Below are 23,806 nucleotides of genomic sequence, written 5' to 3' on the forward strand. Positions count from 1 at the left end.
TGCTGCTTTCCACATTTAACTATCAAAACGCAATACCCTTATTTAATTTTAAATAAGGGTATTGTCATTTTCTATACTGTTTTTATTGGCTATGGTCTATATTTATATTCATTTCTAATCTTCAAATAAAAAAGATATTCGAATTTTTAATCCATGAATTAAAAATTCGAATATCTTTTTTATACTAAAACCTTTTATTTTGTTGTTTTGAAGATTGAATAAATTACAATACCAAAACCAGCTAAAACCGTAGTTGGAGCCAAGCGAATTCTTCTAAAGTTAAAGATCTCTTCGCTAAATACATTTGGATCTTCGCTTCCACCACCGCTCATTAATATAAAACCAAGAGCAATAACACCAAGTCCTATTAAAAGAACAGTATAGTTCGATTTGTCGAATAAGAATTCAGGTTCGTTGTTTTCTTCTTTGTTTTTCATATAGTTTAAATTTTATTATTAATGCCGTCTTTAAAAATTGATGTTTACCCTCGTAAACTTGTTCTTTAAGACAATCTCATAATTATAGTTTTATATTCTAAAAAGGACTTATGTTAATATAAATCATCTGTTCTTAAATTCAAGAAACGTTGCGTTGCGAAAAAGGTACTAATCCAAGTAATGATAATCCCAACAAATAAAACACTTCCAAAAACAATTCCTAATGAGAAATAGTCTTTAGATAAATGTAATGAAGGTAAAAGGTCATCAATATAATATACAGCTCCTAGTAAGGCAAAAATAGCCAATAAAGAACCAATTAGTCCAAGTTTAATACTTCTCCAAATAAAAGGTTTTCTAATAAACGATTTAGTAGCGCCAACCATTTGCATTGTTTTAATGGTAAAACGATGAGAATAGATAGAAAGACGAAGCGAACTATTAATTAATAACATAGCAACGATCGCTAGAAAAGCACTAATAATAAGCATCCAGAAACTAATCTTCTTCACATTATCATTAACCAAATCAACTAATTGTTTATCATAGATAATCTCAGAAACCATGTCGTTTTTCTTAATATCGTGTTCAATCTTCTTGATACTATCAGCAACAACATAGTCTCCTTTTAGGTTAATATCGAAAGAATTTTGAAGCGGATTAAATCCTAAAAACTCCATAAAATCTTTACCAACAATATCTACATTATTTTTTGCTGCACTATCTTTATGAACAAATGCGTATTCTTTAATATAGCGTGCATTTTTCATTTCTGCATCAAACATATTTAATACACTATCTTTTGCTTCATTTTTAAAAAACACAGTCATAGGAATGTTCTCTTTAAAATCGTTTGTAATTTTCTTAGAATTAATTACAAACAAGCCTAAAGCTCCAAGTAAAAAAAGCACAAGAAAAATACTAACGATTACAGAAAAATAGGAAGAAATTAAACGTCGTTTTTGATAGGTCTCAAATGAAGATGCCATATTGAATTTATAAATTATGCTGTAAAAATAAAAAAGAATTTTGTTAAATATAGAATATAACGTTCAAAGTTTTGACTTTCGTACAATAAACATAAAATCATAATTGATATCATCTGTTAATTTTTATAGATTTACACGAAAATTTCACTAAAACTATGATAAAAAAAAATACTAATTATTATATTCATGCTAAATAATTTGAATATTAATGCTCAAGATACTTTAAATGTTGTTCAAAATAATACTTCAAAACTAAAGGTTAAGAATTTTATTATCCCAGCTGCTCTAATTACTTCGGGATTAATACTTAGAGATACCGATTTAAAAAAAGAAGTATATGATTTTCAAAAAAATGCATTACAAGATCGTTTTGCGTTTAAACATGATGATTATATTCAATATACACCAACAATTTTAGCAGTATTAGGAAATTCCATGTATTTTAATTCTAAAAACTCGTTTGAGCAACTGACTACAAACCAGTTAGTTTCATTAATAATATCTGGATTAATAGGCAGAGGAGTTAAAGAAGTCGTAAACGATAAAAGACCAGAGCTATACGGAGTAAAGTCTTTTCCATCTGGGCATACTTCTACAGCTTTTAATGGAGCAACATTACTTTTTCTTGAGTATAAAGATGATAATTTGTGGTTTGCTTCTTCGGGATATCTATTAGCAACTGCTACTGCTTTTTTTAGAGTAACAAACGATAAGCATTGGGCAGCTGATGTTTTGGCAGGAGCGGGTTTGGGAATGGCAACAGCATTTGTTGTGCATTATTGGAGTCCTAATTTATATAAATATGTAGAACGTCTTTTTGTAAAAAAAGAAACAACAACAATAATACTTCCCTATCCAATAATAAATAACAATAATTTGGGTATCGGAATATTAATGAATTTAAAATAGTTATTTTTGCAATTATAAAGAGAAAAAAAAGTAATGAAATACAATCCAAACGAAATCGAAGCCAATTGGCAACAATATTGGGCAGAAAAACAAACTTTTGCTGCATCGAATAATTCTGAGAAACCTAAATATTATGTTCTAGATATGTTTCCCTATCCTTCTGGAGCAGGATTACACGTTGGGCACCCTCTAGGATATATCGCTTCTGATATTGTAGCTCGATACAAACGTCATAAAGGATTTAACGTATTACATCCGCAAGGGTATGATTCTTTTGGTTTGCCAGCAGAACAATATGCAATTCAAACGGGGCAACATCCAGATAAAACAACTAAAGAAAATATTACGCGTTATAGAGAGCAATTAGATAAAATCGGATTTTCATTTGATTGGAGTAGAGAAGTGCGTACTTCAAATGCCGATTATTACAAGCACACGCAATGGATTTTCATTCAATTGTTCAATTCTTGGTACAATAATGATTCAAATAAATCGGAAGATATTACAACTTTAATTTCAATTTTTGAAAAAGAAGGAAATGCAACTGTAAATGCAGTTTGCGATGATAATATAGTTTCTTTTTCGTCAAGCGAATGGAAAGCATTTTCATCAGAGGAACAACAAAAAATACTATTGCAATATAGATTAACGTATTTAGCAGAAACCGAAGTAAACTGGTGTCCAGGATTAGGAACGGTTTTAGCGAATGACGAAATTGTAAATGGAGTTTCTGAACGTGGTGGGCATCCTGTTATTCGTAAAAAAATGACACAATGGTCTATGCGAATTTCGGCTTATGCTGAAAGATTATTGCAAGGTTTAAACGATATTGATTGGTCAGAATCATTGAAAGAATCACAAAGAAACTGGATTGGAAAAAGTGTTGGTGCAAGTGTAGATTTCGTAATTCGTAATTCTGAATTCGTAATTTCTGTATTTACAACAAGACCTGATACAATTTTTGGAGTAACATTTATGACTTTAGCACCAGAACACGATTTGGTAGCTAAAATTACAACTCCTGAACAAAAAGAAGCTGTTGAAGCTTATATTGAAGCAACAGCAAAACGTTCAGAAAGAGAAAGAATGGCCGATGTAAAAACCATTTCTGGAGTTTTTACTGGTGCTTATGCTGAACATCCTTTTACAAAAGAACCAGTTCCAGTTTGGATTGGTGATTATGTGTTAGCGGGTTATGGAACAGGTGCTGTTATGGCGGTTCCTTGTGGTGATGAACGTGATTATGCTTTCTCAAATTTCTTCAAAGGAACGAACGGAATGCCTGAAATTAAAAATATTTTTGACCAAGATATTTCGGAAGCAGCTTTCGGAGCAAAAGAAGGTTTCAAATTAGTAAATTCTGATTTCTTAAACGGTCTAGGGTACAAAGAAGGAACTAAAAAAGCGATTGAAGCTTTAGAAAAAATAAAACAAGGTAACGGAAAAACAAATTATCGTTTGCGCGATGCTGTTTTTTCAAGACAAAGATATTGGGGAGAGCCTTTTCCTGTGTATTATGTGAATGGTTTACCACAAATGATAGATAAAAAACATTTACCAATTGCTTTGCCAGAAGTAGAAAAGTATTTACCAACAGAAGACGGGCAACCACCTTTGGGTAACGCTTCTGTTTGGGCTTGGAATTCTGAAACAAATGAAGTTGTTAGCAATGATTTAATTGATAATGTTTCCATTCACCCTTTAGAATTGAACACCATGCCGGGTTGGGCTGGTTCTTCTTGGTATTGGATGCGTTATATGGATGCACACAATGAAGACGATTTTGCAAGTAAGGAAGCTTTAGACTATTGGCAAAATGTAGATTTATACATTGGTGGAAGCGAACATGCAACCGGACATTTATTATATGCTCGTTTTTGGAATAAATTCTTAAAAGACAGAGGTTTTGCACCCACAGAAGAACCATTCAAGAAGTTGATTAACCAAGGAATGATTTTGGGAATGAGTGCGATTGCTTATAGAGTTCAAGCATCAGTTTACTTAGTTAAAGGAGAGAAAAAGAATTTAAAAGGTGAAACTCTAGTAGAAATAGGAGGTCTGATAGAAAGATCAAAAGTTAATAATTTATATGTTTCTAAAAATATTTTATTTGAATTATTAGGAGGTGAAAAAGTTAAGATTTCACCAGAGGATTTTCAAAAACACCAAGATTTAAATAAGAAAAATGAACTTTTTGATTATGTGATTCAGAATTTTGGATTTGAAAATAATGTTATTGAAGATGTCAATCAAGGAAAAAATATTTTAATATATGAAGTTTCTCCGATAAGAATTGATGTCAATAATGTAGACTCTTCAGATGAAATTATTGATATTGAGAAATTGAGATTTTGGAACGAATTTAAAGAAGCTTATTTTCTTACAAGAGATGATAAATTTGTTGTAGACAGAGAAGTTGAAAAAATGTCAAAAAGATGGTATAACGTAGTTAATCCGGATGATATTTGTGTTGAATATGGTGCAGATACTTTGCGTTTGTATGAAATGTTCCTTGGACCATTAGAACAAGCAAAACCATGGAATACAGCTGGAATTACTGGAGTTTTTGGTTTTCTGAAAAAATTATGGAAATTGTATTTCGATGATAATGGCTTAGTCGTTGTTGATGACGAGCCAACAAAAGAAATGTACAAATCGTTACACAAAACCATCAAAAAAGTAACAGAAGATATAGAGAATTTTTCTTTCAATACTTCAGTTTCGCAATTTATGATTTGTGTGAATGAATTGGCAACTTTAAAATGCCATCATAGAGCCATTTTAGAACCATTGGCAATTGTAATGTCTCCGTATGCTCCTCATATTGCAGAAGAATTATGGAAGCAATTAGGACATGAAGGTTCTATTGCAACGGTTGCTTTTCCAATTTTTGAAGCGTCATATCTTGTAGAATCAGAAAAAGAGTATCCAGTTTCATTTAACGGGAAAATGCGTTTCAAAATTAATTTGCCTTTAGATTTAACGAAAGAACAAATCGAAGAAATTGTAATGAAAGACGAAAGAACTATTGCTCAATTAGCAGGTAATACTCCTAAAAAAGTAATTATTGTTCCAGGTAAAATTATCAACTTGGTAGGGTAATATTTTTAATACAGAATGTAAAGCCCAAATAGTACTTCATTGTATTTTTTGGGCTTTTTTGTTTAAATTTATCTCTTTTTGCTATCTTTTGCATAAAAAAGTCTTATAAAAAAGTTAAAAATACTGTTTAACACAATAAAAACGTGTTTTTTTTCATTCTCTTTCTTATACAAATAAAACAAAACGAGTAAAACTATTTACAAATTATTAAACCAGTTTGTAATTTTTATTAATTCCCCTAAACAAAAATTAAAGATGAAAATAACGAGAATTTCATTTGTAGCAGTGCTTATTTTTTGCACTAGCTTAATATCGTTACGTGCACAAGAAAAGAGTAAGAAAGTATTAAATGATTTAACAACATTAATCGAAGCATCAAACAGCTATGAAAACTATAAAGTAGTAGAAAAAAGGGGTATCAATGCTTTTGAAACTACACTTAAAAATTATATCGAAAACGAACAGAATACACAAGCTTTGCTTAGGGAAGAAGTAAAGAAAAATGAAAGCACAATTGTAGGATTACAAAATCAAATAGAGGAATATAAAAATTCTAATGATGCCCTTTTGAATGAAAAAGCAAGTATTGGTTTTCTAGGTTTCTCGATTGATAAGAAAAACTATTCTTTTGTAATGTGGACTTTGTTTCTTGGAACGTTATTAGTAGCTCTAATTCTGTTTTTTAGATTTAAAGCAGCAAATAAAATCACATCCAATTCAAAATCATTACTAATCGATTTAGAAAAAGAATATGAATCGTATAGAAGAGTATGTATCGAAAGAGAGCAAGGATTAAGAAGACAATTATTTGAAGAAGAAAAAAAGAATAAAGAATTTATGAATGTTTCTTAGCGATTAAACACGTAAAAAAATAATTATGCCGCAATTTTCAGAAAAATAAAAATCTGAAATTGCGGTTTTTTTGTAACTTTTTTTATTTTTTGCGTATAATAGATATATACAAAATTTAATCAAAATGGAAAAAAGAAGTGCGCTGAAAGCAATTTTATTAGTGGGTTTTTTAATTATAGTAGTAGTTTCTGTCCTAATGTTTGGTTTGCCACGTTATAACGTTTGGCAACAAGAAATGGCTGGAAAAGCAGAAATGGCAAAAGCAGAGCAAAACAGAAGGATTTTAGTAGAAGAAGAAAAAGCAAAATTAGAAGCCGAAAAGTTAAATGCACAAGCTGAGGTTGAGAGAGCTAAAGGTATGGCGGAAGCAATGAAATTGGAAAACGGAACATTAAGTGAAACGTATAATCAATATTTATTCATTCGTACCTTAGAAAAGTTAGCCGATAAAGGCGATTTACCTCAAATTATCTATATTCCGTCTAATGGGTTGTTGCCTGTAATGGATATTAATAAAACAACGAATACGGTTTCTAATAAATAATACCAGTTATGATTTGAATTTACTGTAAAAGAAAATGATGATTTTTTTCTTGATATAAAATAGAAAATAAAAGCATAGCATCGTTACGTTTTTATTTTATATTGAAATATCGAGGAAAAAAGGGTGTTTTATTGCAGTGAATTCAAGTGATAAATGGTATAACCTGTTTTTTACAATCAAATACCTGTCAATGCTTAAAAATAAATATTGAGCATATGAAAAAATACCAAGTGCATACATTGTCTGTTAGGTCAGGTTTTTAAAGTATGAAAGATGAGTTAAAGAAATGATGTGAATCAATTTCTAAATAATAAAGCAATTGAAGGTTATGATGTAAATATTGTCTCATTTATGTATTATGAATCTATAGAATTGATTGCATTTATCACTTTGTGTAGGTATAAAAATGACAAAATGACGGTTTGAGTTATTGGAATACAATTTGATATTTATTTTGTAACTTTAGTAATTAAAATAAAAATTATGGATTTCACATATTTAATATTAATAGGAGGGATAGCCTTATTTAGCTGGTTAGTGAGCTCTAAATTAAAAAGTAAATTTGCTTATTATTCAAAAGTACACTTACGCAATGGAATGAGTGGAGCAGAAATTGCTGAGAAAATGTTAGCCGATAATGGAATTCGCGATGTAAAAGTAATTTCTACACCAGGTAGGCTAACTGATCATTACAACCCAATGGACAAAACAGTAAATTTGTCGGAAGAAGTTTATAACCAAAGAAATGCGGCAGCTGCGGCTGTAGCGGCTCACGAAGTTGGTCATGCTGTTCAACATGCCCAGGCATATAGTTGGTTAACCATGCGTTCTAAAATGGTGCCAATGGTAAATGTTTCATCAAATATGTCGCAATGGTTAATCATGGGTGGATTAATCTTAGGGTTTGCTTCAAAAACAAGTATCGGTTTCTATATTGCGGTTGCTGGATTAGCGCTAATGGCAATTGCTACAGCGTTTAGTTTTATCACGTTGCCTGTAGAGTATGATGCAAGTAATAGAGCATTAGCTTGGTTGAAAAATAAAAATATGTTAAGCCAAGAAGAATACGCAGGAGCAGAAGATTCTTTAAAGTGGGCTGCACGAACTTATGTAGTTGCTGCTTTAGGAGCGTTGGCTTCATTGTTGTATTGGGCATTTCGAATTCTAGGCTCTAGAGATTAATTACATTAAAATACAGATAATAAAACCCCAAATTTTATATAAAAATTTGGGGTTTTATATGAATGGCATAATTTTCTAACTTCTAACTTATATTTGAATTTGTCTGTCGATTTGTTGATCTAGAGAAATAAAAGTTTCAGTTCTAGAAACACCTTTAATAGCTTGAATTTTTTTATTTAATAATTGCATTAAATTTTCATTGTCCTTGCAAATTATCTTAATAAGGACGCTCCAATTCCCTGTGGTATAATGACATTCTAAAACTTCTGGTATTTTTTTTAATTCTCTAACAGCTTCTGAATTGCTTGAAGCTTTGTCAAGATATACTCCAACAAAAGCCATTGTAGAATAACCAAGCACTTTAACGTCTACAGTGAATTTTGAACCAGAAATGACACCAGCTTGCTCTAGCTTTCTTAATCTTTGATGGATAGCTGCACCAGAAATTCCAATCTTGTTCGCAATTTGTAAAATAGGTTTTCTAGCATCGTTCATTAAGTCTCTCAAAATTTCTTTATCGATTCCGTCAATTTCAATTTGTAACTGATTTATTTTCATTTTGTTTTGAATAGGAAGTAAAACTAATGAAAATATGTTTTTTATAAAACAAAAGTCCGATATTAATTACTATCGGACTTTGTTGTTTTTAATAATATGTTCTTTTTAACTACTCACATTTAAAGGATTGTAGCCTAGATAGTCAACATGTTCTTCTTTGAATATTACACCATATTCTTCTAATTCTTTTAATATAGGAGTATAAACTTCTTTAGCAATTGGAAGTTGTACACCAGGAGTCTTAATTTCTCCATTTAATATTTTAATTGCTGCAATAGCAACAGGAAGTCCTACTGTTTTTGCCATTGCAGTATACGTTTGATCGTCTCCAATACAAACCATAGTAGAGTCAATTTGTTTTTTCTCGCCGTCTAATTTATAACCAAATTTATGATACATTACAATCATATCTTTGTCCTTTGGTTCAAGAGTCCATTTTTCAGAAAGAATTTTTTCTAAAACTTGAGCAGGTGTCGCATTTTTTAAAGTTATCTTTTTGTCTGCATTAAAAATGTCTAACTCTAATAGTTTGTCCCAAATAACATCGTCTTGGTCAATTTTTTGAGCATGTCTTAGTTTTATTTCAACAGTATCAGTTGGATGATAGGGTAGGAAAGAATTGGTAAATTCACGATAGGTCATATCTTCAGAGTTCTCAATAGTATAAGAGTCATCGGTCATTCCTAATTGTACTAAAATATCCCAAGCTCTAGAATATCCCACTCTTCTAATAGTTCCTCTATAGCATGTTAAAGCATCATCTAAACCATACACAGTTCTGTATTTTAAAGAATCTCTGTTAGCATACCCTTCAAAACGACCATAACCTTCTACTTCTAGAAATTCAGTTCTTCTGAATAATTTGTTATAAGGAATGTATTTATAAGTACCTTCTTGAATGAATTTTGCAGCACCACCCTGTCCAGCAAGCACCACATTTCTAGGATTCCAAGTGAATTTATAGTTCCAAAGATTAGTATCACTTTCTGGAGCAACAAGTCCACCACAGAAAGATTCGAAAAGGATTGTTTTTCCACCTTTTTCTCTAATTTCATCTAGAATTTTCATTGCACTCATATGGTCAATTCCAGGATCTAAGCCAATTTCATTCATGAAGATTAAACCATTCTCTTTTGCAGCTTTGTCTAGTTCTTGCATCTCTTTACTAATATAAGAAGCAGTTACCATATTCTTTTTGAATGTAATACAGTCTTTAGCCACTTCGATATGCATACTTGCAGGAAGCATAGATACAATTATGTCAGCTTTTTGAATTTCTTCATGACGTTGTTGTTCGTTAAATATATCAAAAGCAATTGCCTTAGCGTTGGGATGATTCTTTGTCTTTTTTTGAGCTAATTCTAAAGATAAATCGGCAATTGTAATTTGTAATTGCTCTTGTCCAGATTTATCTAATAAGTATTTTATTAACGAAGAAGCAGATCTTCCTGCTCCTATTACTAATATGTTTCTCATAACAGGATTTTGTAAAAATATCACACGAAGGTAGTGAAATGTTATATTTATAAAAAACTTTTAGACTTATTTGTCATTTTTGAAAATAATTCGTGTTTTCTATAATTAAGATGTTCTTTATAAGTAAAACAGTGGCTATTTTATATAAATAGCCACTGTTTGTGTGAATTTGTTATTCCGAATTATTTAATTTCTTTCAAGTTGTTGTCTATTAAAGTAACTAAGTATTCTTTATGTGCTTTTGTTGCTATATCTACATTGGTAGAGGCAGCCATCATTTTTCTAATACTTTTTAAATTGTATAAAGCCATTGATTTAACCACATTTGAATTTCTGTTCTTAGGGTCGTTCTTAATAATAGTTATTAATCTATTTGTGTATTCTGCTTGTAGATTCTGTCTAAATGTATTGATATTGCTGTAAGCATCTGCTTTAAAAATAGCATTGTTTAAGTCGGTCATAAAAGTAGAAAGTTTGTATTCATTTCCGTATAACTCACTATCTACAATTCTCTGTAATGTGTTATAGTGTAAAATGTGATCTAAAATGCTTTCTTGGTAGCTTAATACTTGTGCGTGAATCTTTGGGTCTTCAGGTCCATTAAAGAAATTATAACCTCTTCTTTGTATTGCTAAAAAGTTATAAAGATCGTTTGGAGCATCGAAAGCATTTGGAGCAAAAACATATGTTTCTAAAGCATCCATAGCTCTTTTTTGGTCTTTCAAATTAACTGGAGTGAAAGGTTTTGTAGCGTTTGCTTGTCCAGCCATGGCTCTATCAACATAAACACCGCCTATAAATCTAGAAATAACACCAGAAGCTACTCTTTTTTGGTTGTTTAAGAGGTAGTAAATTCTTCTTAACTCATGGTATGATTCACCTGTTTTTGTAAATTTCGATTTAGCGTCTAGCATCATTTTGTCAACCAATTTAAATCGATCAACAGAATAACGAATAGGATCATTAGATAAATCACCAACCATTACTCTTGGATCGATTGCTTTTCCAGGTGCACGCATATCATCAGCATCATTTCCAAAGATTAATTCTGGTTGAGTTGATTTGTTTAATAAGGTGTTCTTTTCTGTTTCAGAAGTAAATGGAGTATAACCAAATTCTATTGCCCAGAGATCATAAGGACCTACAGAAGTATCGTAGTATTGTCCTTGTTTGGTTCTGTCAAGATTGATGTTTATATCAGCATAATCCATTACAGAGCCAGTTAAAGCTTTTCCTTTAATAAACTCGGCATCGTTTAATTGTTCTGGAGAGAAAATATGACTTGCTTTCATGTTGTGGTTTAATCCTAGAGTATGACCAACTTCATGCATGATTAATGCGATCATTGATTCTTTTTTCATCCTAACCATTTCTAAGTCTGAAGCTGCGTTTGCTGCTAAAAATGATTGTCCGAACATTGTGTTTTCATGCATCACATGACCAAGGGAACATAATTTATGATTGTCTTTTAGGAAGGCTAGGTTGTTTTCAGGAGCAGAAGTAGCCGATAAATCAAATACTTTGTCATAAAGGACTCTATTTGTAAAATGAAGATATTCTAACATAATATCAGCCCCCATAATCTCTCCTGTTTTAGGATTAACAAAACTAGGACCATAACCACCAAAGCCTGGATTAGGAGAAGATGCCCAGCGCAAAACATTATATCTAATATCTCCCGCATCCCAAGTTGCATCATCGGGTTGTATTTTTACAACCATTGCATTTTTGAAACCTGCTTTTTCAAAAGCCTTGTTCCATTCTAAAACCCCTTCAGTAATAGTTTCTCTCCATTCTAATGGTGTTGTGTTTTCAATCCACCAAGTGATTGGTGTTACAGGCTCAGAAATTACTGCATTTGGGTCTTTCTTAATAAGATTCCAACGGTGAATTAAATCTCTATATGGAGTAGAAGAAGTAGAGGTTTGATTATCTACTTGTGTGGTGAAGTACCCAACTCTAGGATCGTCAAAACGAATTTCAAAATCATTCTCAGGCATAGCAATTAAGCTATGGTATACTTTTATGCTTACATTTCTTCCGTCAGATATAGCATTTGTCCCGTTGTTGATTACAGAAGCGTTAGAATAAACATATTCGACAGCTATATCTGTGTTTTCTGGATAGTTTCTAATTGCATTTATTTTTGTTTTGTCTTTGTCTAGACTTCCTAATGTAAATGCGAAAGGAGATGAGGTTGGAAACTTCGAAGGTTTAATCTGAGTTAGTGTTTCTTTTAAGAAAAGATCATTAGCAGAAATTAAATATAGTTTTTTTGCTTCATCATGAGCTAAAACTTTTTCACTAGCCATGTTTCCATTACTTAAATTAGCATCTTGAGATTTAGAAATAGGATTGTTTGGGTCAAAGTAAAAGGAAGTGTTTTGAGTTACGAATTCAATTTTGTCGAAGTACTTTTCAATTTTAAAAACGATCGAGTTCCCATAGGCTCCTCTAAAGCGACCTGTGTCTGATGTTCCGTCTGCAGTTTGATTGAAATAGATAAATTCTTTGCCAATTTGGTCTTCACTAATTAACATTTGAACGCTACCATTTACTGTGTCTTGGTAAATAGTAAAGAGACCTTCGATTTTTTTACTTTGTTTTACTAATTCCTCAATTGTTTTCTTTTCAGTTTTTTTTGCTTTAGCAGCTAATGCTTCTGCAGCAGCCTTTTCTTTCTTTTTTCTTCTGCTTTGTGCTTCGGTTGTTTGAATTTGGAATAAAAACAAACAAACTAAGAAAACAGAAAAAATACTTTTATTAGATTTAAATGTATTGATTTTCATTGTTTATTATTAATTGGTTTAAAAGAGGCACAATTTAGAAAAAACTAAATGGCGAATTGAAAAATAAAAAGTTAAAATTTGTTAAATTACAAGAAAGTTTTGAGTCGTTAATTAAAGTAGCGGTTTCTTCATTTTAGGATTAAGTTTTTAGCTTTATCTTTACAGTGTTATTGAATAATAAAAAAAATGGAAAGAAAAATTATCTTAGTTGCAGTAATTTTAGGACTAGTATCAATCGTTTTAGGTGCTTTCGGAGCTCATGGATTAAAGAAGTTTTTAACAACAGATCAATTATCTACTTTTGAAGTAGGTGTGCGATATCAAATGTATCATGCTTTGTTTTTGCTATTTGTAGCAACTACTAATTTTCTTAGTTTAAAAGAAAAAACAGTAGTATTTTATTTAGTAATTGTTGGGGTTTTATTGTTTTCGGGTTCAATATATTTGTTGTCTACAAGTAGTATAACATCAATCAAAACTAAAATTATAGGACCTATAACTCCAGTTGGTGGTCTGTTTTTGATTGCTTCTTGGGGGTATATGTTTTATAGTGTTTTAGTAAAAAATAGTATTTAACACCTAATTTTAAAATTAAATTTATAATTTTACACCTTTAAAACAAACACAACATAACTCATTTTTTATGAACAGTTACAATCAACCTACGAAATCGATTTCGTTAGAGAAATATGGAATTAAAAATGTATCACAAGTTATTTATAATCCTTCGTACGACTTTTTATACAAAGAAGAGCTTACTGAAGACTTAAAAGGCTTTGAAAAAGGGCAGTTATCTGAATTAGGAGCTGTAAATGTAATGACAGGAGAGTTTACAGGTCGTTCTCCTAAGGATAAGTATATTGTTAATGATGATACTACAAAAGATACAATTTGGTGGACTTCAGATAAAGCGGTAAACGATAATAAACCAATTTCTACAGATACTTGGAATGCATTAAAAGAAACAACAGTTTCTCAATTGTCTGGGAAAAAGTTATATGTAATCGATGCTTTTTGTGGAGCGAACGAAAACACGCGCTTAAAAGTTCGTTTTATAATGGAAGTAGCTTGGCAGGCACATTTTGTTAAAAATATGTTTATTAGGCCTACGGAAGAAGAATTAGCAAACTTTGGTGAGCCAGATTTTGTAGTTATGAATGCTTCTAAAACATTATTCAAAGATTATGCAAAACATGATTTGAATTCGGAGGTATACGTGGCTTTTAATTTAACTGAGAAAATTCAGTTAATTGGAGGTACTTGGTACGGAGGAGAGATGAAAAAAGGAATGTTCTCTATGATGAACTATTATTTGCCTTTGCAAGGTATTGCTTCAATGCACTGTTCTGCAAATAAAGGTAAAGATGGAGATGTAGCTGTTTTCTTTGGTTTGTCTGGTACTGGAAAAACTACATTGTCAACAGATCCTAAGAGAGAATTAATTGGTGATGATGAGCATGGATGGGATAATGATGGAGTGTTTAATTTTGAAGGTGGTTGCTATGCAAAAACTATCGATTTAAGTGCTGAAAATGAGCCAGACATTTATAGAGCAATTCGTAAAGATGCTTTGTTAGAGAATGTAACAGTATCTACAGAGGGTAAAATTGATTTTACAGATGGTTCTGTAACACAAAATACACGTGTTTCGTATCCTATAAATCATATTGATAATATTGTTAAGCCTGTGTCTAAAGCAGGACATGCAACAAAGGTAATTTTTTTAACAGCAGATGCTTTTGGAGTAATGCCACCAGTTTCTAAGTTAACTCCAGAGCAAACAAAATATTATTTCTTATCTGGTTTTACAGCTAAATTAGCAGGAACAGAAAGAGGTGTAACAGAACCACAACCAACTTTTTCAGCTTGTTTTGGTAAAGCATTTTTATCTTTACATCCAACAAAATATGGAGAAGAGTTGGTTAAAAAAATGGAAGAGAATAATGCAACTGCATATATGGTGAATACGGGATGGAATGGAACAGGTAAGCGTATTTCTATAAAAGATACAAGAGCAATTATTGATGCTATTTTAGATGGTTCAATTGAGAACGTAGAGACTAAAGTTGTGCCAGTATTTAATTTTGAGGTTCCAGTATCTTTGAATGATGTAAATCCTAGTATTTTAGATCCAAGAGATACGTATGAGCAAGCTTCTCAATGGGAAACAAAGGCAAATGATCTTGCAGGTAGGTTTGTGAAAAACTTTGAGCAATATACAGATAATTCAGAAGGGCAAAACCTTGTAAAAGCAGGTCCTCAAATCTAATGATCTAATTTAGAAAGATTAATGTAATGAAAAAGCGTTCTAAAATTTAATTAGAACGCTTTTTTTATGCTCTGTAAGGGGGTTATTTTCCTTTATTGGCTTCTAGTATGTATTTTTCTAATGCGCCTGTCATAGAGGGTGTTCCAGGGGCAGGTGCCATAATGTCTATTCTAAGACCTCTGTCTAGCGCTTCTTTTTGAGTTGTTGTTCCGAAAACAGCAATTCTTGTGTCGTTTTGTTTGAAATCTGGAAAGTTCTTAAATAAAGATTTTATTCCAGTTGGACTAAAGAAAGCTAAAATATCATAATAAACATCTTTCAAGTCAGAAAGGTCACTCATTATGGTTTTGTAGAAAATAGCAGGAGTCCAAGCTACTTTTAAATTGTCTAAAGTTTGCGAAATATCAGCATTTAATTGGTCGGAAGCCGGAAGTAAAAACTTTTCATCCTTATATTTCTTTATTAATGGTGCTAAATCAATAAAATCTTTTGGTCCAACATATATTTTACGTTTTCTGTAAACTACATATCGTTGTAGATAAAAGGCAACTGCTTCAGATTGACAGAAATATTTCATATCTTCCGGAACTTTATAGCGCATTTCTTCTGCAACTCTAAAAAAGTGATCAACAGAATTTCTGCTTGTTAATATGATTGCGGTAAAATTATTTAAATCTATTTTTTGCGCTCTCACTTCTTTCGCAGATACACCTTCTACGTGAATAAAAGTTCTAAAGTCAACTTTAACTTTGAGTTTGTTTTGTAGTTCAAAATAAGGAGAATTCTCTACCTTAGGCTCTGGTTGTGAAACCAATATCGTTTTCACTTTTAAATTTGACATACGTTTTTTCTAATTTTTTGTAATAAAATAATACATAAAATAGTAAGGTGCTATTTCAAGGGTGCAAAGATACAAAATAAAATAAAATATCTTGCGAATTACTAAATTTTGATGCATTTTTAAGGATACCAAGTAGGTCGTAAAATTTGCAAGCACAATGATAGCTGTTACTAAGAGGAAAAACCAAGTTGTATTGAAATTGGAATTATAGTATAATATAATGTTTATTGGGAGTAATAAGAAGCTAAAATAGGATCTATAGCTAACTTTTAAGAGATTAAATTGCTCTGTGAATTCTTCGATTCTGAAAGTTGTTGCAATAATTTTTTCAATTAAATACTTTGAAAGGATAAAAACACCTAGAAAAGTGAAGATTTGCAAGAAAACTATTTTGTCGTTATTTTTGTTGTAAGATGGTAAGTGTTTTAGAAATAAGAAAATAAAAAAAGAATAAGAAAATACTTGAATAAAGAACATAGATAAAGTAAAACCACTTCTAATATTACTGTTGTCTTTGTATATTTTAGTATACTTGTCTGAAATGGCAAGCTTAACGAATTCGCTAAAACGAGCTTCAAATACGTTTTTGTTTATTATTATTATAACAAAACAGAGCAAGAACAATAATGTTGCCCAGTCTTTATAATCGATTATTCTCTCTTGAAATTGTATTGTTAGCATGTTTGGCAAAATTACAAAAATTAATGTCAATATTATTATTATAAAATTATTAAGAGATAAACTTAAGAAATAGTTTATTTTTGCATTCGAAAATGTGTTGAAAAATGACAAAATCGATAGTAGTAATACCTACCTATAATGAAATTGAGAACATTGAAAGTATTATAAATGCTGTATTTTCTTTAGAAACTCCATTTCATGTTTTAATTGTTGACGATAATTCTCCCGACGGAACCTCAAAAAAGGTTCAAGAACTTCAAAAAATATACAATGACAGGTTGTTCTTGGAAGTGAGAACTAAGAAGGCAGGATTAGGAACTGCGTATGTTCATGGGTTTAAATGGTCGTTGTCAAATGATTATGATTATATTTTTGAAATGGATGCCGATTTTTCACATAATCCAAAGGATTTGGAACGATTGTTGAGCGCTTGTAAGAATGATAAAGCAGATGTTGCTATTGGGTCGAGATATTCTACAGGGGTAAATGTTGTTAATTGGCCACTTAACAGGGTTTTAATGTCTTATTTTGCTTCTGTATATGTTAAGATAATTACAGGAATGAAGATTCATGACGCCACAGCAGGTTTTATTTGTTACAACAAGGAAGTTTTAAAAAATATTAAGTTAGACAGAATAAAGTTCATAGGTTATGCGTTTCAAATAGAAATGAAATATAGAGCCTATGTAAAAAAATATAATATTGTAGAAGTGCCAATCATTTTTACAGATAGAACAAAAGGTGTTTCAAAAATGAGTGGTTCAATCATTAGAGAAGCCGTATTTGGAGTCATAATGTTACGTATAAGAAAATTATTTAATAGATTATAATGAGTACCTTTTTAATTAGGAATGCAAAAATTGTAAATGAAGGAGTTGTTTTTGAAGGAGATGTATTAATTGAAGACGAATTCATTAAAGAGATAGCCGACAAAATAAGTCCTAAATCTTCTGAATGTATCATTATTGATGCAGAAGGAAGTTATTTAATACCTGGTGCAATAGATGATCAAGTTCATTTTAGAGAACCAGGGTTAACACATAAAGGAAATATTGCTTCCGAGAGTAGAGCGGCAATTGCTGGAGGAATAACTTCTTTTATAGAGCAGCCAAACACAGTTCCTAATGCGGTAACGCAAGAACTTTTAGAACAAAAATATCAAATTGCATCAGAGACTTCGTTTGCAAACTATTCATTCATGATGGGTGGAACAAACGATAACTTAGAAGAAGTTTTGAAAACCAATCCAAGAAATGTTGCAGGTATTAAATTGTTTTTAGGTTCGTCTACAGGAAATATGTTGGTCGATAATCAAGAAGTTTTAGAAAAGATTTTTTCCTCGACAAAAATGCTTATCGCAGTGCATTGTGAAGATGAAGGAACAATTAAAGCCAATTTAGAAAAATACAAAGAAGAGTTTGGTGATGATATTCCAATGAAATACCATCATTTGATTCGAAGTGCGGAAGCATGTTATTTGTCTTCTTCTAAAGCTATAGAACTAGCCAAGAAAACTGGGGCAAGATTGCATGTTTTTCATTTGTCTACTGCTAAAGAGATGAGTTTGTTTACAAATAAAATTCCTTTAGAAGAAAAGCAAATTACGGCCGAAGTTTGTGTGCATCATCTTTGGTTTTCAGACAAAGATTATGATACTAAAGGAGCGTTGATCAAATGGAATCCAGCTGTAAAAACAGAATCCGATAGAAATGCGCTATGGGAAGCTTTATTGGATGACAGAATTGATGTTATCGCTACAGATCATGCACCTCATACTTTAGAGGAAAAGATAAATCCTTATACAAGTTGCCCTTCTGGAGGTCCATTAGTACAACATGCAGTTGTTGCTATGTTTGAAGCGGTGCATAAAGAAAAAATATCTGTAGAGAAAGTGGTAGAGAAAATGTGCCATAATCCTGCGAAAATTTTCAAGATAGAAAAGAGAGGATTTATTAAGGAAGGATATTATGCAGATTTAGTAATTGTTAATCCGCATTTGCCGTGGAATGTGAAAAAAGAAAATATACTATACCAATGTGGCTGGTCTCCTTTTGAAGGAACAAATTTTAAATCGAGAGTTACGCATACCTTTGTTAATGGTAAATTAGTATTTATAAACGGAAAAATTAAAGAAGTTAAAGCTGCGCAAAGATTATTGTTTGAAAGAGAATAATTTTTTGGCACTATTTGATAATAGGTAATGAAAGTCTAAAAGGGTAGTTTGAATAAAAAAAAAGAGATCAGATGAAAAAAGTAGTTTTTTTAATAGTAAGTATGGTGCTGTTTTCTTGTTCAGAGAAACCTGTTCCAGAACCTGATATGCTTTTGGAAGAAGAAGTAATGGTAGCTATTTTATATGACACCGCAATTCTTCAAGCTGTTGAAGCTTATCTTCCAGATAAATTGACTACCAATAACATCAAGATAAAAAATTATATTTATTCTAAGTATAATATTGATAGTGTTACCTATTATCAGAATCAGCGTTATTATGCTTCGGACTCTAGAAAATATAGAGATATGCATACCGAAGTAATGGAACGATTAGAGTTTGAAAAAACAAAGACAGATACATTGTTAAAGCAAGAGAAAATGGGTAGTAAAGAACCGATTAAGTAAATTATAGATACTCTTTGGTTAGCTTAGTGATGTATTCGTTCATATTTGTAAACTTATAATTTAAGTTTTTAACAATTTTAGAATTGTCATATTCTGTAATAGAATGCGAAGATATTGAAGTTGCTTTAGTTAGTTTTCTTCTTCTTCCAGTTAATTTTGATAATAACCAATCTGTTTTCCACGCAATTGTAGTAACTGTTTTGTTAGCGTAAATGAAAGGTCTTTTTAATTTCATAGTGTCAGCTATGCAAAACAAAATATCCTCTAGAGATTTGTTTTCTGCTACTATAGTATATCGTTCGCCATTACTATTAGAGTTTGTTAGCTGAACGGCACAGGTAACAACATCTTCAACTGAAACAATTCCAACCTTTCCTTTGGTGTAAAACGAAAGTCCTTTTTTAATTGAATTGAACAATATACTGCTTCCTTTTTTTGGAAATCCATAACCAAAAATGACACCTGGATTTATTATAACAACTTGTAGCCCTTCTTGGAAACCTCTCCAGACTTCTAGTTCTGCTCCATATTTAGAAATAGCATAATCGCCATGTAGTTTTTCAGGATTCCAATCGGTTTCTTCAGTAATTTTTAATTCATTTTCCTTTGCATCACCTAATGCAGCAATCGAACTCACATAGCAAAGTTTTTCTACATTAAAATCAATACAACAATTAACAATATTAGAAGTGCCTTCAATGTTTGTTTTTCTTAGTTTTTCTTCATCTTTTGGATCGAAAGAGATTAATGCAGCACAATGATAAACGGTTTTAATGTTTTTGAAAGCGTTATTTAATGATGGGATATCATTAATATCTCCTTTAATCCAAATGATATTTTTGAATAAGTCTAAATGGTTTTTGTGTTGAAAAACATTTCTTACTTCTTCAATTTTTTTCTCATTTCTGTACAATGCAGAAACGGTTTTGTTTTCTAGTAATAATTGTATCAGTAAGTGAGAGCCTACTAATCCGGTTGCACCTGTAATTAAAATCATGAGAATGTGGGTTGTATTTATTTAGTGTTGTTGTTTTAAGTTTTGCTTTAAAAACTTTTCTAATTCATTTAGATCCATATCTTTCTTAATTAAAACACCATTTTCATCAATTAAAAAAAGAGTTGGAAACATAGAAATACTGTTCTGTTTTGCTATTTCACCGTTTAAATCGAGATAGTTTTCCCAATTCATGTCTAATTCATGTCTTTGCTTTTTCCATAAATCAATATGTTTTTCTTTGTCGGTTGAGATTGATATAACATTAAAGCCTTTGTCTTTATATTTTTCATACAAAGATTTTATTTCAGGCATAATGGCGATACAAGGCTTGCAGCTGCTAAACCAAAAATCGATTAATGTGAATTTATTTTTTTTGATTTCTAATTTGAAATCTATTAATTCTCGATTTTTAAGTGTTAACCTAGGAAAAGGTTTGTCTAAAAATATTGTAATTGTACTGATATTAGCATTTAAACTTTTCCATAATTTAGATTTTTTTACTTCATTTGAAAATAAATTCATGATTTTTTTGTGAATCACATTGTTTCCAGTAATCTTATTGCGTTGAGCGATAAACCATAATGCAATATAAGAATCGGGGTGTTTTTCTACATATTTCAGCAATCGTTCGTCAAAGTCAATTGATTCAGACCTTGTATATCTAAAAAAATGTTTTTTTAAATCCTCATCATTATTTGTAATAAACGGAATAAAAATGTCTCTAAACTCTTTTTGAGTTATTCCATCGTGCTCAGTGGGTGTTAAGTTTTTGTCTATGCTAAGTTTTGTAGTGGAGTTATCGAGAAACAAAAAACCAACTCTAAAAAAAATGGAATCGCTAATGCTTTTTAGTTGATGCACATATAATTGAGGGTAACTGAATGCTTCTTTAATTTTAAATTCATTGTTTTTTATTGGAACAATAATAGATGGGTTTTCATAATAATCGTTACTAAGTGTACCACTAAAGAATTTTAGTGTGTCACTCTTTATGTCTTTTAAAAGAATTTTGCCTGAAATGTTTGTTTGAGAAAAAGTGATTGTTGAAATAAAAGATAAAAAAAGAATAGCAATTTTATTCATAATTAAATTTTCTTGATAAAGCATTTTCTTTAATTGTACTTAAAAATGCAGCTACACAAATATATGAAATTTTATCGATCAACTATTTTATCAGTTTTTAAACGTTGAATTTATTTCAAGCTAAGCTTTTAAACTTTTAAACTAAAAACTATATTTGTGAAAAGTTTAATAAAAATGAAAAATCTAGTAGAAGAATTACGTTGGAGAGGGCTTATTCATGATGTGATGCCAGGAACAGAAGAGCAATTGTTAAAAGAAGCAACATCAGCATATATTGGTTTTGATCCAACTTCAGATTCACTACATATTGGAAGTTTAGTGCCAATAATTTTATTAATGCATTTAAGAAAATTTGGGCATAGACCTATTGCATTGGTTGGTGGTGCTACAGGAATGATTGGAGATCCTTCTGGGAAATCGAATGAAAGAAACTTGCTGGATGAAGCAACATTGAATCATAATGTAAATGGAATAAAATCGGTTTTGTCTCGTTTTTTAGATTTTGATGCAACAGATGCAACAGCTCCTGTATTGGTAAATAATTACGATTGGATGAAAGATTTCTCTTTTATCGATTTTGCACGTGAAGTTGGAAAACGAATCACCGTTAACTATATGATGGCTAAAGATTCTGTAAAAAAACGTTTGAGCGGTGAAGAAGGTGGAGAAGGAATGAGTTTTACAGAGTTTACTTATCAATTAATTCAAGGTTATGATTTTTATCATTTAAACAAAGAATATAATTGTTTGTTGCAAATGGGTGGAAGCGACCAATGGGGAAATATTACAACAGGTACGGAGTTAGTACGTAGAATGAATGTTGATAATGAAGAAAGAGCGAAAGCATTTGCGATGACATGTCCTTTGATTACAAAAGCAGATGGTTCTAAATTTGGAAAATCGGAAGGTGGAAATGTATGGTTAGATGCAGAAAAAACATCACCTTACAAATTTTATCAATTTTGGTTGAATACTACAGATGTTGATGCAGAAAAATACATTAAAATTTTCACATTCTTAGATCAGGAAACAGTAGCGAAATTAATTGCAGAACATAATGAAGCACCACATTTAAGAATCTTACAGAAAAAATTAGCGGAAGAGTTAACCTTGCTAGTGCATACGCAAGAGGATTTAGAAAGCGCTATTTTTGCTTCAAATGCTTTTTTTAGCAAAGATATGGACGGTTTAAATGCATTGTCTGAAAAAGCCTTGCTGGAAGTTTTTGAAGGTATTCCAATGGTTGAGGTTTCAAAAGCCGATTTTGAAGAAGGATTAGATATGGTGGCAGCTTTGGCAACAAAGACAAATTTTCTAGCTTCAAATGGAGAAGCAAGAAGAGAATTAAAACAAAATTCGGTTTCGTTAAATAAAACGAAAGTAAATGAAGAACGTGTAATAACGGCTGAAGATTTAATTAATAATCAGTTTTTGTTATTGCAAAAAGGAAAGAAAAATTATTATGTAATTAGAGTGGTTTAGTTTATAAAACCATCAAATTACAACCTCTAATATCAGAATTATCAAAACGTCCCAGCACTTCGAAAGAATGGTTGGGATTTTTTCTGCCCAAATCTTGCGTAGCTATAAAAGAACAAGAGTTGAAATTCGCTAAATCGATAACATTTAGACCTCCAGTTTTTCCATAATTTACATAGGATAACGCGTCTTCTGTGTCTCTAATTAAAATTTGCATCCATGGTGGGCATTCAAAAATACCATTACCTAACGAATAGGCTTGCGATAATAATTCGGTCATGCCGTATTCTGAGTGAATATTTGATACGCCAAATCCACTGCATAAAATGGTATGTAATTCTTCACGTATAATTTCTTTTCGTTTGCCTTTCATTCCGCCAGTTTCCATAATAATGGTGTTTTTTAGCTGAAATTGATACTTTTCAACAATATCTAATAAAGCATAAGTGACACCAATTAGTAATATGTTTTGACCGGAGCGATCTAAATCAATTAATTTGTTCGCTAATTCTTCGTAGTTGTTTAAGTAAAAGCCAGAATCTTCGTGATTGCTGCTTTTAATTAAATCATCAACCATATAAATTAATGAAGAACCATCACGCTCTAAATAGGATGGAAGCAAAGCTAAAACACAGTAATCTTCAATGTTACCATAGAATTCAGAAAAGGCATTGCGATAACTTTGCTCGTAGATTGAAACATCCGTAACAAAATGCTTACTTGTTTGCATTCCTGTTGTTCCGCTGCTTGTGAATGTTTCCTGTACGTCGTTGTTCGAGCTCAGTATAGTGTGACTTTTAAAGAACTGAATGGGTAAAAACGGAATATCGAGAATAGATTTCACATTGGATTTGTCTTTTTTTAGAAAACTACAAAAATCATGATAAACACTATTGTTGTCATATTGATGTCTGAAAACTTTTAATGTCATTTTCTCAAAATCTCTTTTGCTTGAAATAGTGAATAGGTCTTCCGTTGTCATTATGATATTATTTATTA

General features: G+C 31.1%; 21 protein-coding genes. 11 read left to right on the forward strand and 10 right to left on the reverse strand.

The window, feature by feature from the left end; all coding sequences use genetic code 11:
* Window positions 1-194: 194 nt before the first annotated feature.
* Both L2Z92_RS07980 and L2Z92_RS07985 read right to left on the reverse strand, forming a co-directional pair.
* Window positions 195-437: a DUF3098 domain-containing protein gene (locus L2Z92_RS07980; protein ID WP_236458298.1), complete on the reverse strand. Its 243-nt coding sequence runs from the start codon at window positions 435-437 to the stop codon at window positions 195-197.
* A 113-nt stretch (window positions 438-550) separates the two neighbouring features.
* Window positions 551-1,426 carry a cell division protein FtsX gene (locus tag L2Z92_RS07985; RefSeq protein WP_236458299.1) on the reverse strand — a complete coding sequence of 292 codons (876 nt, stop codon included), beginning with the start codon at window positions 1,424-1,426 and terminating at the stop codon, window positions 551-553.
* Between the two features lie 186 nt (window positions 1,427-1,612).
* Here L2Z92_RS07985 and L2Z92_RS07990 point away from each other — a divergent pair, with 186 nt between their 5' ends.
* The 5 genes from L2Z92_RS07990 (at window position 1,613) to L2Z92_RS08010 (ending at window position 8,015) form a co-directional block, all read left to right on the forward strand.
* Window positions 1,613-2,335 carry a phosphatase PAP2 family protein gene (locus L2Z92_RS07990; RefSeq protein WP_236458300.1) on the forward strand — a complete coding sequence of 241 codons (723 nt, stop codon included), beginning with the start codon at window positions 1,613-1,615 and terminating at the stop codon, window positions 2,333-2,335.
* A 33-nt stretch (window positions 2,336-2,368) separates the two neighbouring features.
* On the forward strand, window positions 2,369-5,437 hold the full coding sequence (locus L2Z92_RS07995; RefSeq protein ID WP_236458301.1) for a leucine--tRNA ligase: 3,069 nt from the start codon (window positions 2,369-2,371) through the stop codon (window positions 5,435-5,437).
* A 255-nt stretch (window positions 5,438-5,692) separates the two neighbouring features.
* Window positions 5,693-6,289, forward strand: coding sequence for a hypothetical protein (locus L2Z92_RS08000; RefSeq protein WP_236458302.1), 597 nt, complete (start codon window positions 5,693-5,695; stop codon window positions 6,287-6,289).
* Window positions 6,290-6,413: 124 nt separating this feature from the next.
* Window positions 6,414-6,833 carry a hypothetical protein gene (locus L2Z92_RS08005; protein ID WP_236458303.1) on the forward strand — a complete coding sequence of 140 codons (420 nt, stop codon included), beginning with the start codon at window positions 6,414-6,416 and terminating at the stop codon, window positions 6,831-6,833.
* Window positions 6,834-7,316: 483 nt separating this feature from the next.
* Window positions 7,317-8,015 carry a zinc metallopeptidase gene (locus L2Z92_RS08010; protein WP_236458304.1) on the forward strand — a complete coding sequence of 233 codons (699 nt, stop codon included), beginning with the start codon at window positions 7,317-7,319 and terminating at the stop codon, window positions 8,013-8,015.
* Window positions 8,016-8,102: 87 nt separating this feature from the next.
* Here the strand turns inward: L2Z92_RS08010 and L2Z92_RS08015 are convergent, their stop codons facing one another.
* The 3 genes from L2Z92_RS08015 to L2Z92_RS08025 all read right to left on the reverse strand — a co-directional run bounded on the left by L2Z92_RS08015 (window position 8,103) and on the right by L2Z92_RS08025 (window position 12,838).
* Window positions 8,103-8,573 carry an Lrp/AsnC family transcriptional regulator gene (locus tag L2Z92_RS08015; RefSeq protein WP_236458305.1) on the reverse strand — a complete coding sequence of 157 codons (471 nt, stop codon included), beginning with the start codon at window positions 8,571-8,573 and terminating at the stop codon, window positions 8,103-8,105.
* Window positions 8,574-8,678: 105 nt separating this feature from the next.
* Window positions 8,679-10,049, reverse strand: a complete 1,371-nt coding sequence (locus L2Z92_RS08020) for a saccharopine dehydrogenase family protein (RefSeq protein WP_236458306.1) — start codon at window positions 10,047-10,049, stop codon at window positions 8,679-8,681.
* Window positions 10,050-10,231: 182 nt separating this feature from the next.
* Entirely contained in the window at window positions 10,232-12,838 is a 2,607-nt protein-coding gene (locus L2Z92_RS08025; RefSeq protein WP_236458307.1) for a zinc-dependent metalloprotease, read from the reverse strand.
* Window positions 12,839-13,024: 186 nt separating this feature from the next.
* Here L2Z92_RS08025 and L2Z92_RS08030 point away from each other — a divergent pair, with 186 nt between their 5' ends.
* Together L2Z92_RS08030 and pckA are read left to right on the forward strand one after the other, a co-directional pair.
* Window positions 13,025-13,414, forward strand: a complete 390-nt coding sequence (locus tag L2Z92_RS08030) for a DUF423 domain-containing protein (protein ID WP_236458308.1) — start codon at window positions 13,025-13,027, stop codon at window positions 13,412-13,414.
* A gap of 67 nt (window positions 13,415-13,481) precedes the next feature.
* A complete protein-coding gene (gene pckA / locus L2Z92_RS08035) occupies window positions 13,482-15,107 on the forward strand; it encodes a phosphoenolpyruvate carboxykinase (ATP) (protein ID WP_236458309.1) in 1,626 nt (541 codons plus the stop codon).
* A gap of 82 nt (window positions 15,108-15,189) precedes the next feature.
* On the opposite strand, the gene L2Z92_RS08040 is transcribed toward pckA, so the two are convergent.
* Both L2Z92_RS08040 and L2Z92_RS08045 read right to left on the reverse strand, forming a co-directional pair.
* A complete protein-coding gene (locus tag L2Z92_RS08040; protein WP_236458310.1) occupies window positions 15,190-15,948 on the reverse strand; it encodes a uroporphyrinogen-III synthase in 759 nt (252 codons plus the stop codon).
* Window positions 15,949-15,957: 9 nt separating this feature from the next.
* The gene (locus tag L2Z92_RS08045) at window positions 15,958-16,629 is read right to left on the reverse strand and encodes a DUF4271 domain-containing protein (RefSeq protein ID WP_236458311.1); all 672 of its coding nucleotides are present in this window, start codon (window positions 16,627-16,629) and stop codon (window positions 15,958-15,960) included.
* Between the two features lie 104 nt (window positions 16,630-16,733).
* Here L2Z92_RS08045 and L2Z92_RS08050 point away from each other — a divergent pair, with 104 nt between their 5' ends.
* The 3 genes from L2Z92_RS08050 (at window position 16,734) to L2Z92_RS08060 (ending at window position 19,248) form a co-directional block, all read left to right on the forward strand.
* Window positions 16,734-17,459, forward strand: coding sequence for a polyprenol monophosphomannose synthase (locus L2Z92_RS08050; RefSeq protein ID WP_236458312.1), 726 nt, complete (start codon window positions 16,734-16,736; stop codon window positions 17,457-17,459).
* Window positions 17,459-18,802 carry a dihydroorotase gene (locus L2Z92_RS08055; RefSeq protein WP_236458313.1) on the forward strand — a complete coding sequence of 448 codons (1,344 nt, stop codon included), beginning with the start codon at window positions 17,459-17,461 and terminating at the stop codon, window positions 18,800-18,802. Before L2Z92_RS08050 ends, L2Z92_RS08055 begins: the two co-directional genes overlap by 1 nt.
* Before the next feature lie 71 nt (window positions 18,803-18,873).
* Window positions 18,874-19,248 carry a DUF4296 domain-containing protein gene (locus L2Z92_RS08060; protein ID WP_236458314.1) on the forward strand — a complete coding sequence of 125 codons (375 nt, stop codon included), beginning with the start codon at window positions 18,874-18,876 and terminating at the stop codon, window positions 19,246-19,248.
* Window position 19,249: 1 nt separating this feature from the next.
* Here L2Z92_RS08060 and L2Z92_RS08065 read toward each other — a convergent pair whose 3' ends face one another.
* Window positions 19,250-20,245, reverse strand: coding sequence for an NAD-dependent epimerase/dehydratase family protein (locus L2Z92_RS08065; RefSeq protein ID WP_236458315.1), 996 nt, complete (start codon window positions 20,243-20,245; stop codon window positions 19,250-19,252).
* Between the two features lie 21 nt (window positions 20,246-20,266).
* Window positions 20,267-21,328, reverse strand: coding sequence for a TlpA family protein disulfide reductase (locus tag L2Z92_RS08070; protein WP_236458316.1), 1,062 nt, complete (start codon window positions 21,326-21,328; stop codon window positions 20,267-20,269).
* A 174-nt stretch (window positions 21,329-21,502) separates the two neighbouring features.
* Between L2Z92_RS08070 and tyrS the strand changes: the two genes are divergently transcribed.
* Window positions 21,503-22,810 carry a tyrosine--tRNA ligase gene (gene tyrS, locus L2Z92_RS08075; protein WP_236458317.1) on the forward strand — a complete coding sequence of 436 codons (1,308 nt, stop codon included), beginning with the start codon at window positions 21,503-21,505 and terminating at the stop codon, window positions 22,808-22,810.
* A 1-nt stretch (window position 22,811) separates the two neighbouring features.
* Here tyrS and L2Z92_RS08080 read toward each other — a convergent pair whose 3' ends face one another.
* Complete coding sequence (locus L2Z92_RS08080; protein ID WP_379677587.1) at window positions 22,812-23,789, reverse strand: LuxE/PaaK family acyltransferase; 978 nt, start codon at window positions 23,787-23,789, stop codon at window positions 22,812-22,814.
* Window positions 23,790-23,806 lie beyond the last annotated feature (17 nt).

The organism is Flavobacterium jumunjinense, assembly GCF_021650975.2.
Classification (GTDB): Bacteria; Bacteroidota; Bacteroidia; order Flavobacteriales; family Flavobacteriaceae; genus Flavobacterium; species Flavobacterium jumunjinense.

Coding starts and splice junctions, on each gene's coding strand:
- L2Z92_RS08040 (WP_236458310.1), bottom strand. CDS start 15,948: ATGTCAAATTTAAAAGTGAAAACGATATTGGTTTCACAACCAGAGCCT.
- L2Z92_RS08065 (WP_236458315.1), bottom strand. CDS start 20,245: ATGATTTTAATTACAGGTGCAACCGGATTAGTAGGCTCTCACTTACTG.
- L2Z92_RS07985 (WP_236458299.1), bottom strand. CDS start 1,426: ATGGCATCTTCATTTGAGACCTATCAAAAACGACGTTTAATTTCTTCC.
- L2Z92_RS08000 (WP_236458302.1), top strand. CDS start 5,693: ATGAAAATAACGAGAATTTCATTTGTAGCAGTGCTTATTTTTTGCACT.
- L2Z92_RS07980 (WP_236458298.1), bottom strand. CDS start 437: ATGAAAAACAAAGAAGAAAACAACGAACCTGAATTCTTATTCGACAAA.
- pckA (WP_236458309.1), top strand. CDS start 13,482: ATGAACAGTTACAATCAACCTACGAAATCGATTTCGTTAGAGAAATAT.
- L2Z92_RS08020 (WP_236458306.1), bottom strand. CDS start 10,049: ATGAGAAACATATTAGTAATAGGAGCAGGAAGATCTGCTTCTTCGTTA.
- L2Z92_RS08010 (WP_236458304.1), top strand. CDS start 7,317: ATGGATTTCACATATTTAATATTAATAGGAGGGATAGCCTTATTTAGC.
- L2Z92_RS08055 (WP_236458313.1), top strand. CDS start 17,459: ATGAGTACCTTTTTAATTAGGAATGCAAAAATTGTAAATGAAGGAGTT.
- L2Z92_RS08025 (WP_236458307.1), bottom strand. CDS start 12,838: ATGAAAATCAATACATTTAAATCTAATAAAAGTATTTTTTCTGTTTTC.
- L2Z92_RS08060 (WP_236458314.1), top strand. CDS start 18,874: ATGAAAAAAGTAGTTTTTTTAATAGTAAGTATGGTGCTGTTTTCTTGT.
- L2Z92_RS08015 (WP_236458305.1), bottom strand. CDS start 8,573: ATGAAAATAAATCAGTTACAAATTGAAATTGACGGAATCGATAAAGAA.
- L2Z92_RS08045 (WP_236458311.1), bottom strand. CDS start 16,629: ATGCTAACAATACAATTTCAAGAGAGAATAATCGATTATAAAGACTGG.
- L2Z92_RS07990 (WP_236458300.1), top strand. CDS start 1,613: ATGCTAAATAATTTGAATATTAATGCTCAAGATACTTTAAATGTTGTT.
- L2Z92_RS08080 (WP_379677587.1), bottom strand. CDS start 23,789: ATGACAACGGAAGACCTATTCACTATTTCAAGCAAAAGAGATTTTGAG.
- L2Z92_RS08005 (WP_236458303.1), top strand. CDS start 6,414: ATGGAAAAAAGAAGTGCGCTGAAAGCAATTTTATTAGTGGGTTTTTTA.
- L2Z92_RS08050 (WP_236458312.1), top strand. CDS start 16,734: ATGACAAAATCGATAGTAGTAATACCTACCTATAATGAAATTGAGAAC.
- L2Z92_RS07995 (WP_236458301.1), top strand. CDS start 2,369: ATGAAATACAATCCAAACGAAATCGAAGCCAATTGGCAACAATATTGG.
- tyrS (WP_236458317.1), top strand. CDS start 21,503: ATGAAAAATCTAGTAGAAGAATTACGTTGGAGAGGGCTTATTCATGAT.
- L2Z92_RS08030 (WP_236458308.1), top strand. CDS start 13,025: ATGGAAAGAAAAATTATCTTAGTTGCAGTAATTTTAGGACTAGTATCA.
- L2Z92_RS08070 (WP_236458316.1), bottom strand. CDS start 21,328: ATGAATAAAATTGCTATTCTTTTTTTATCTTTTATTTCAACAATCACT.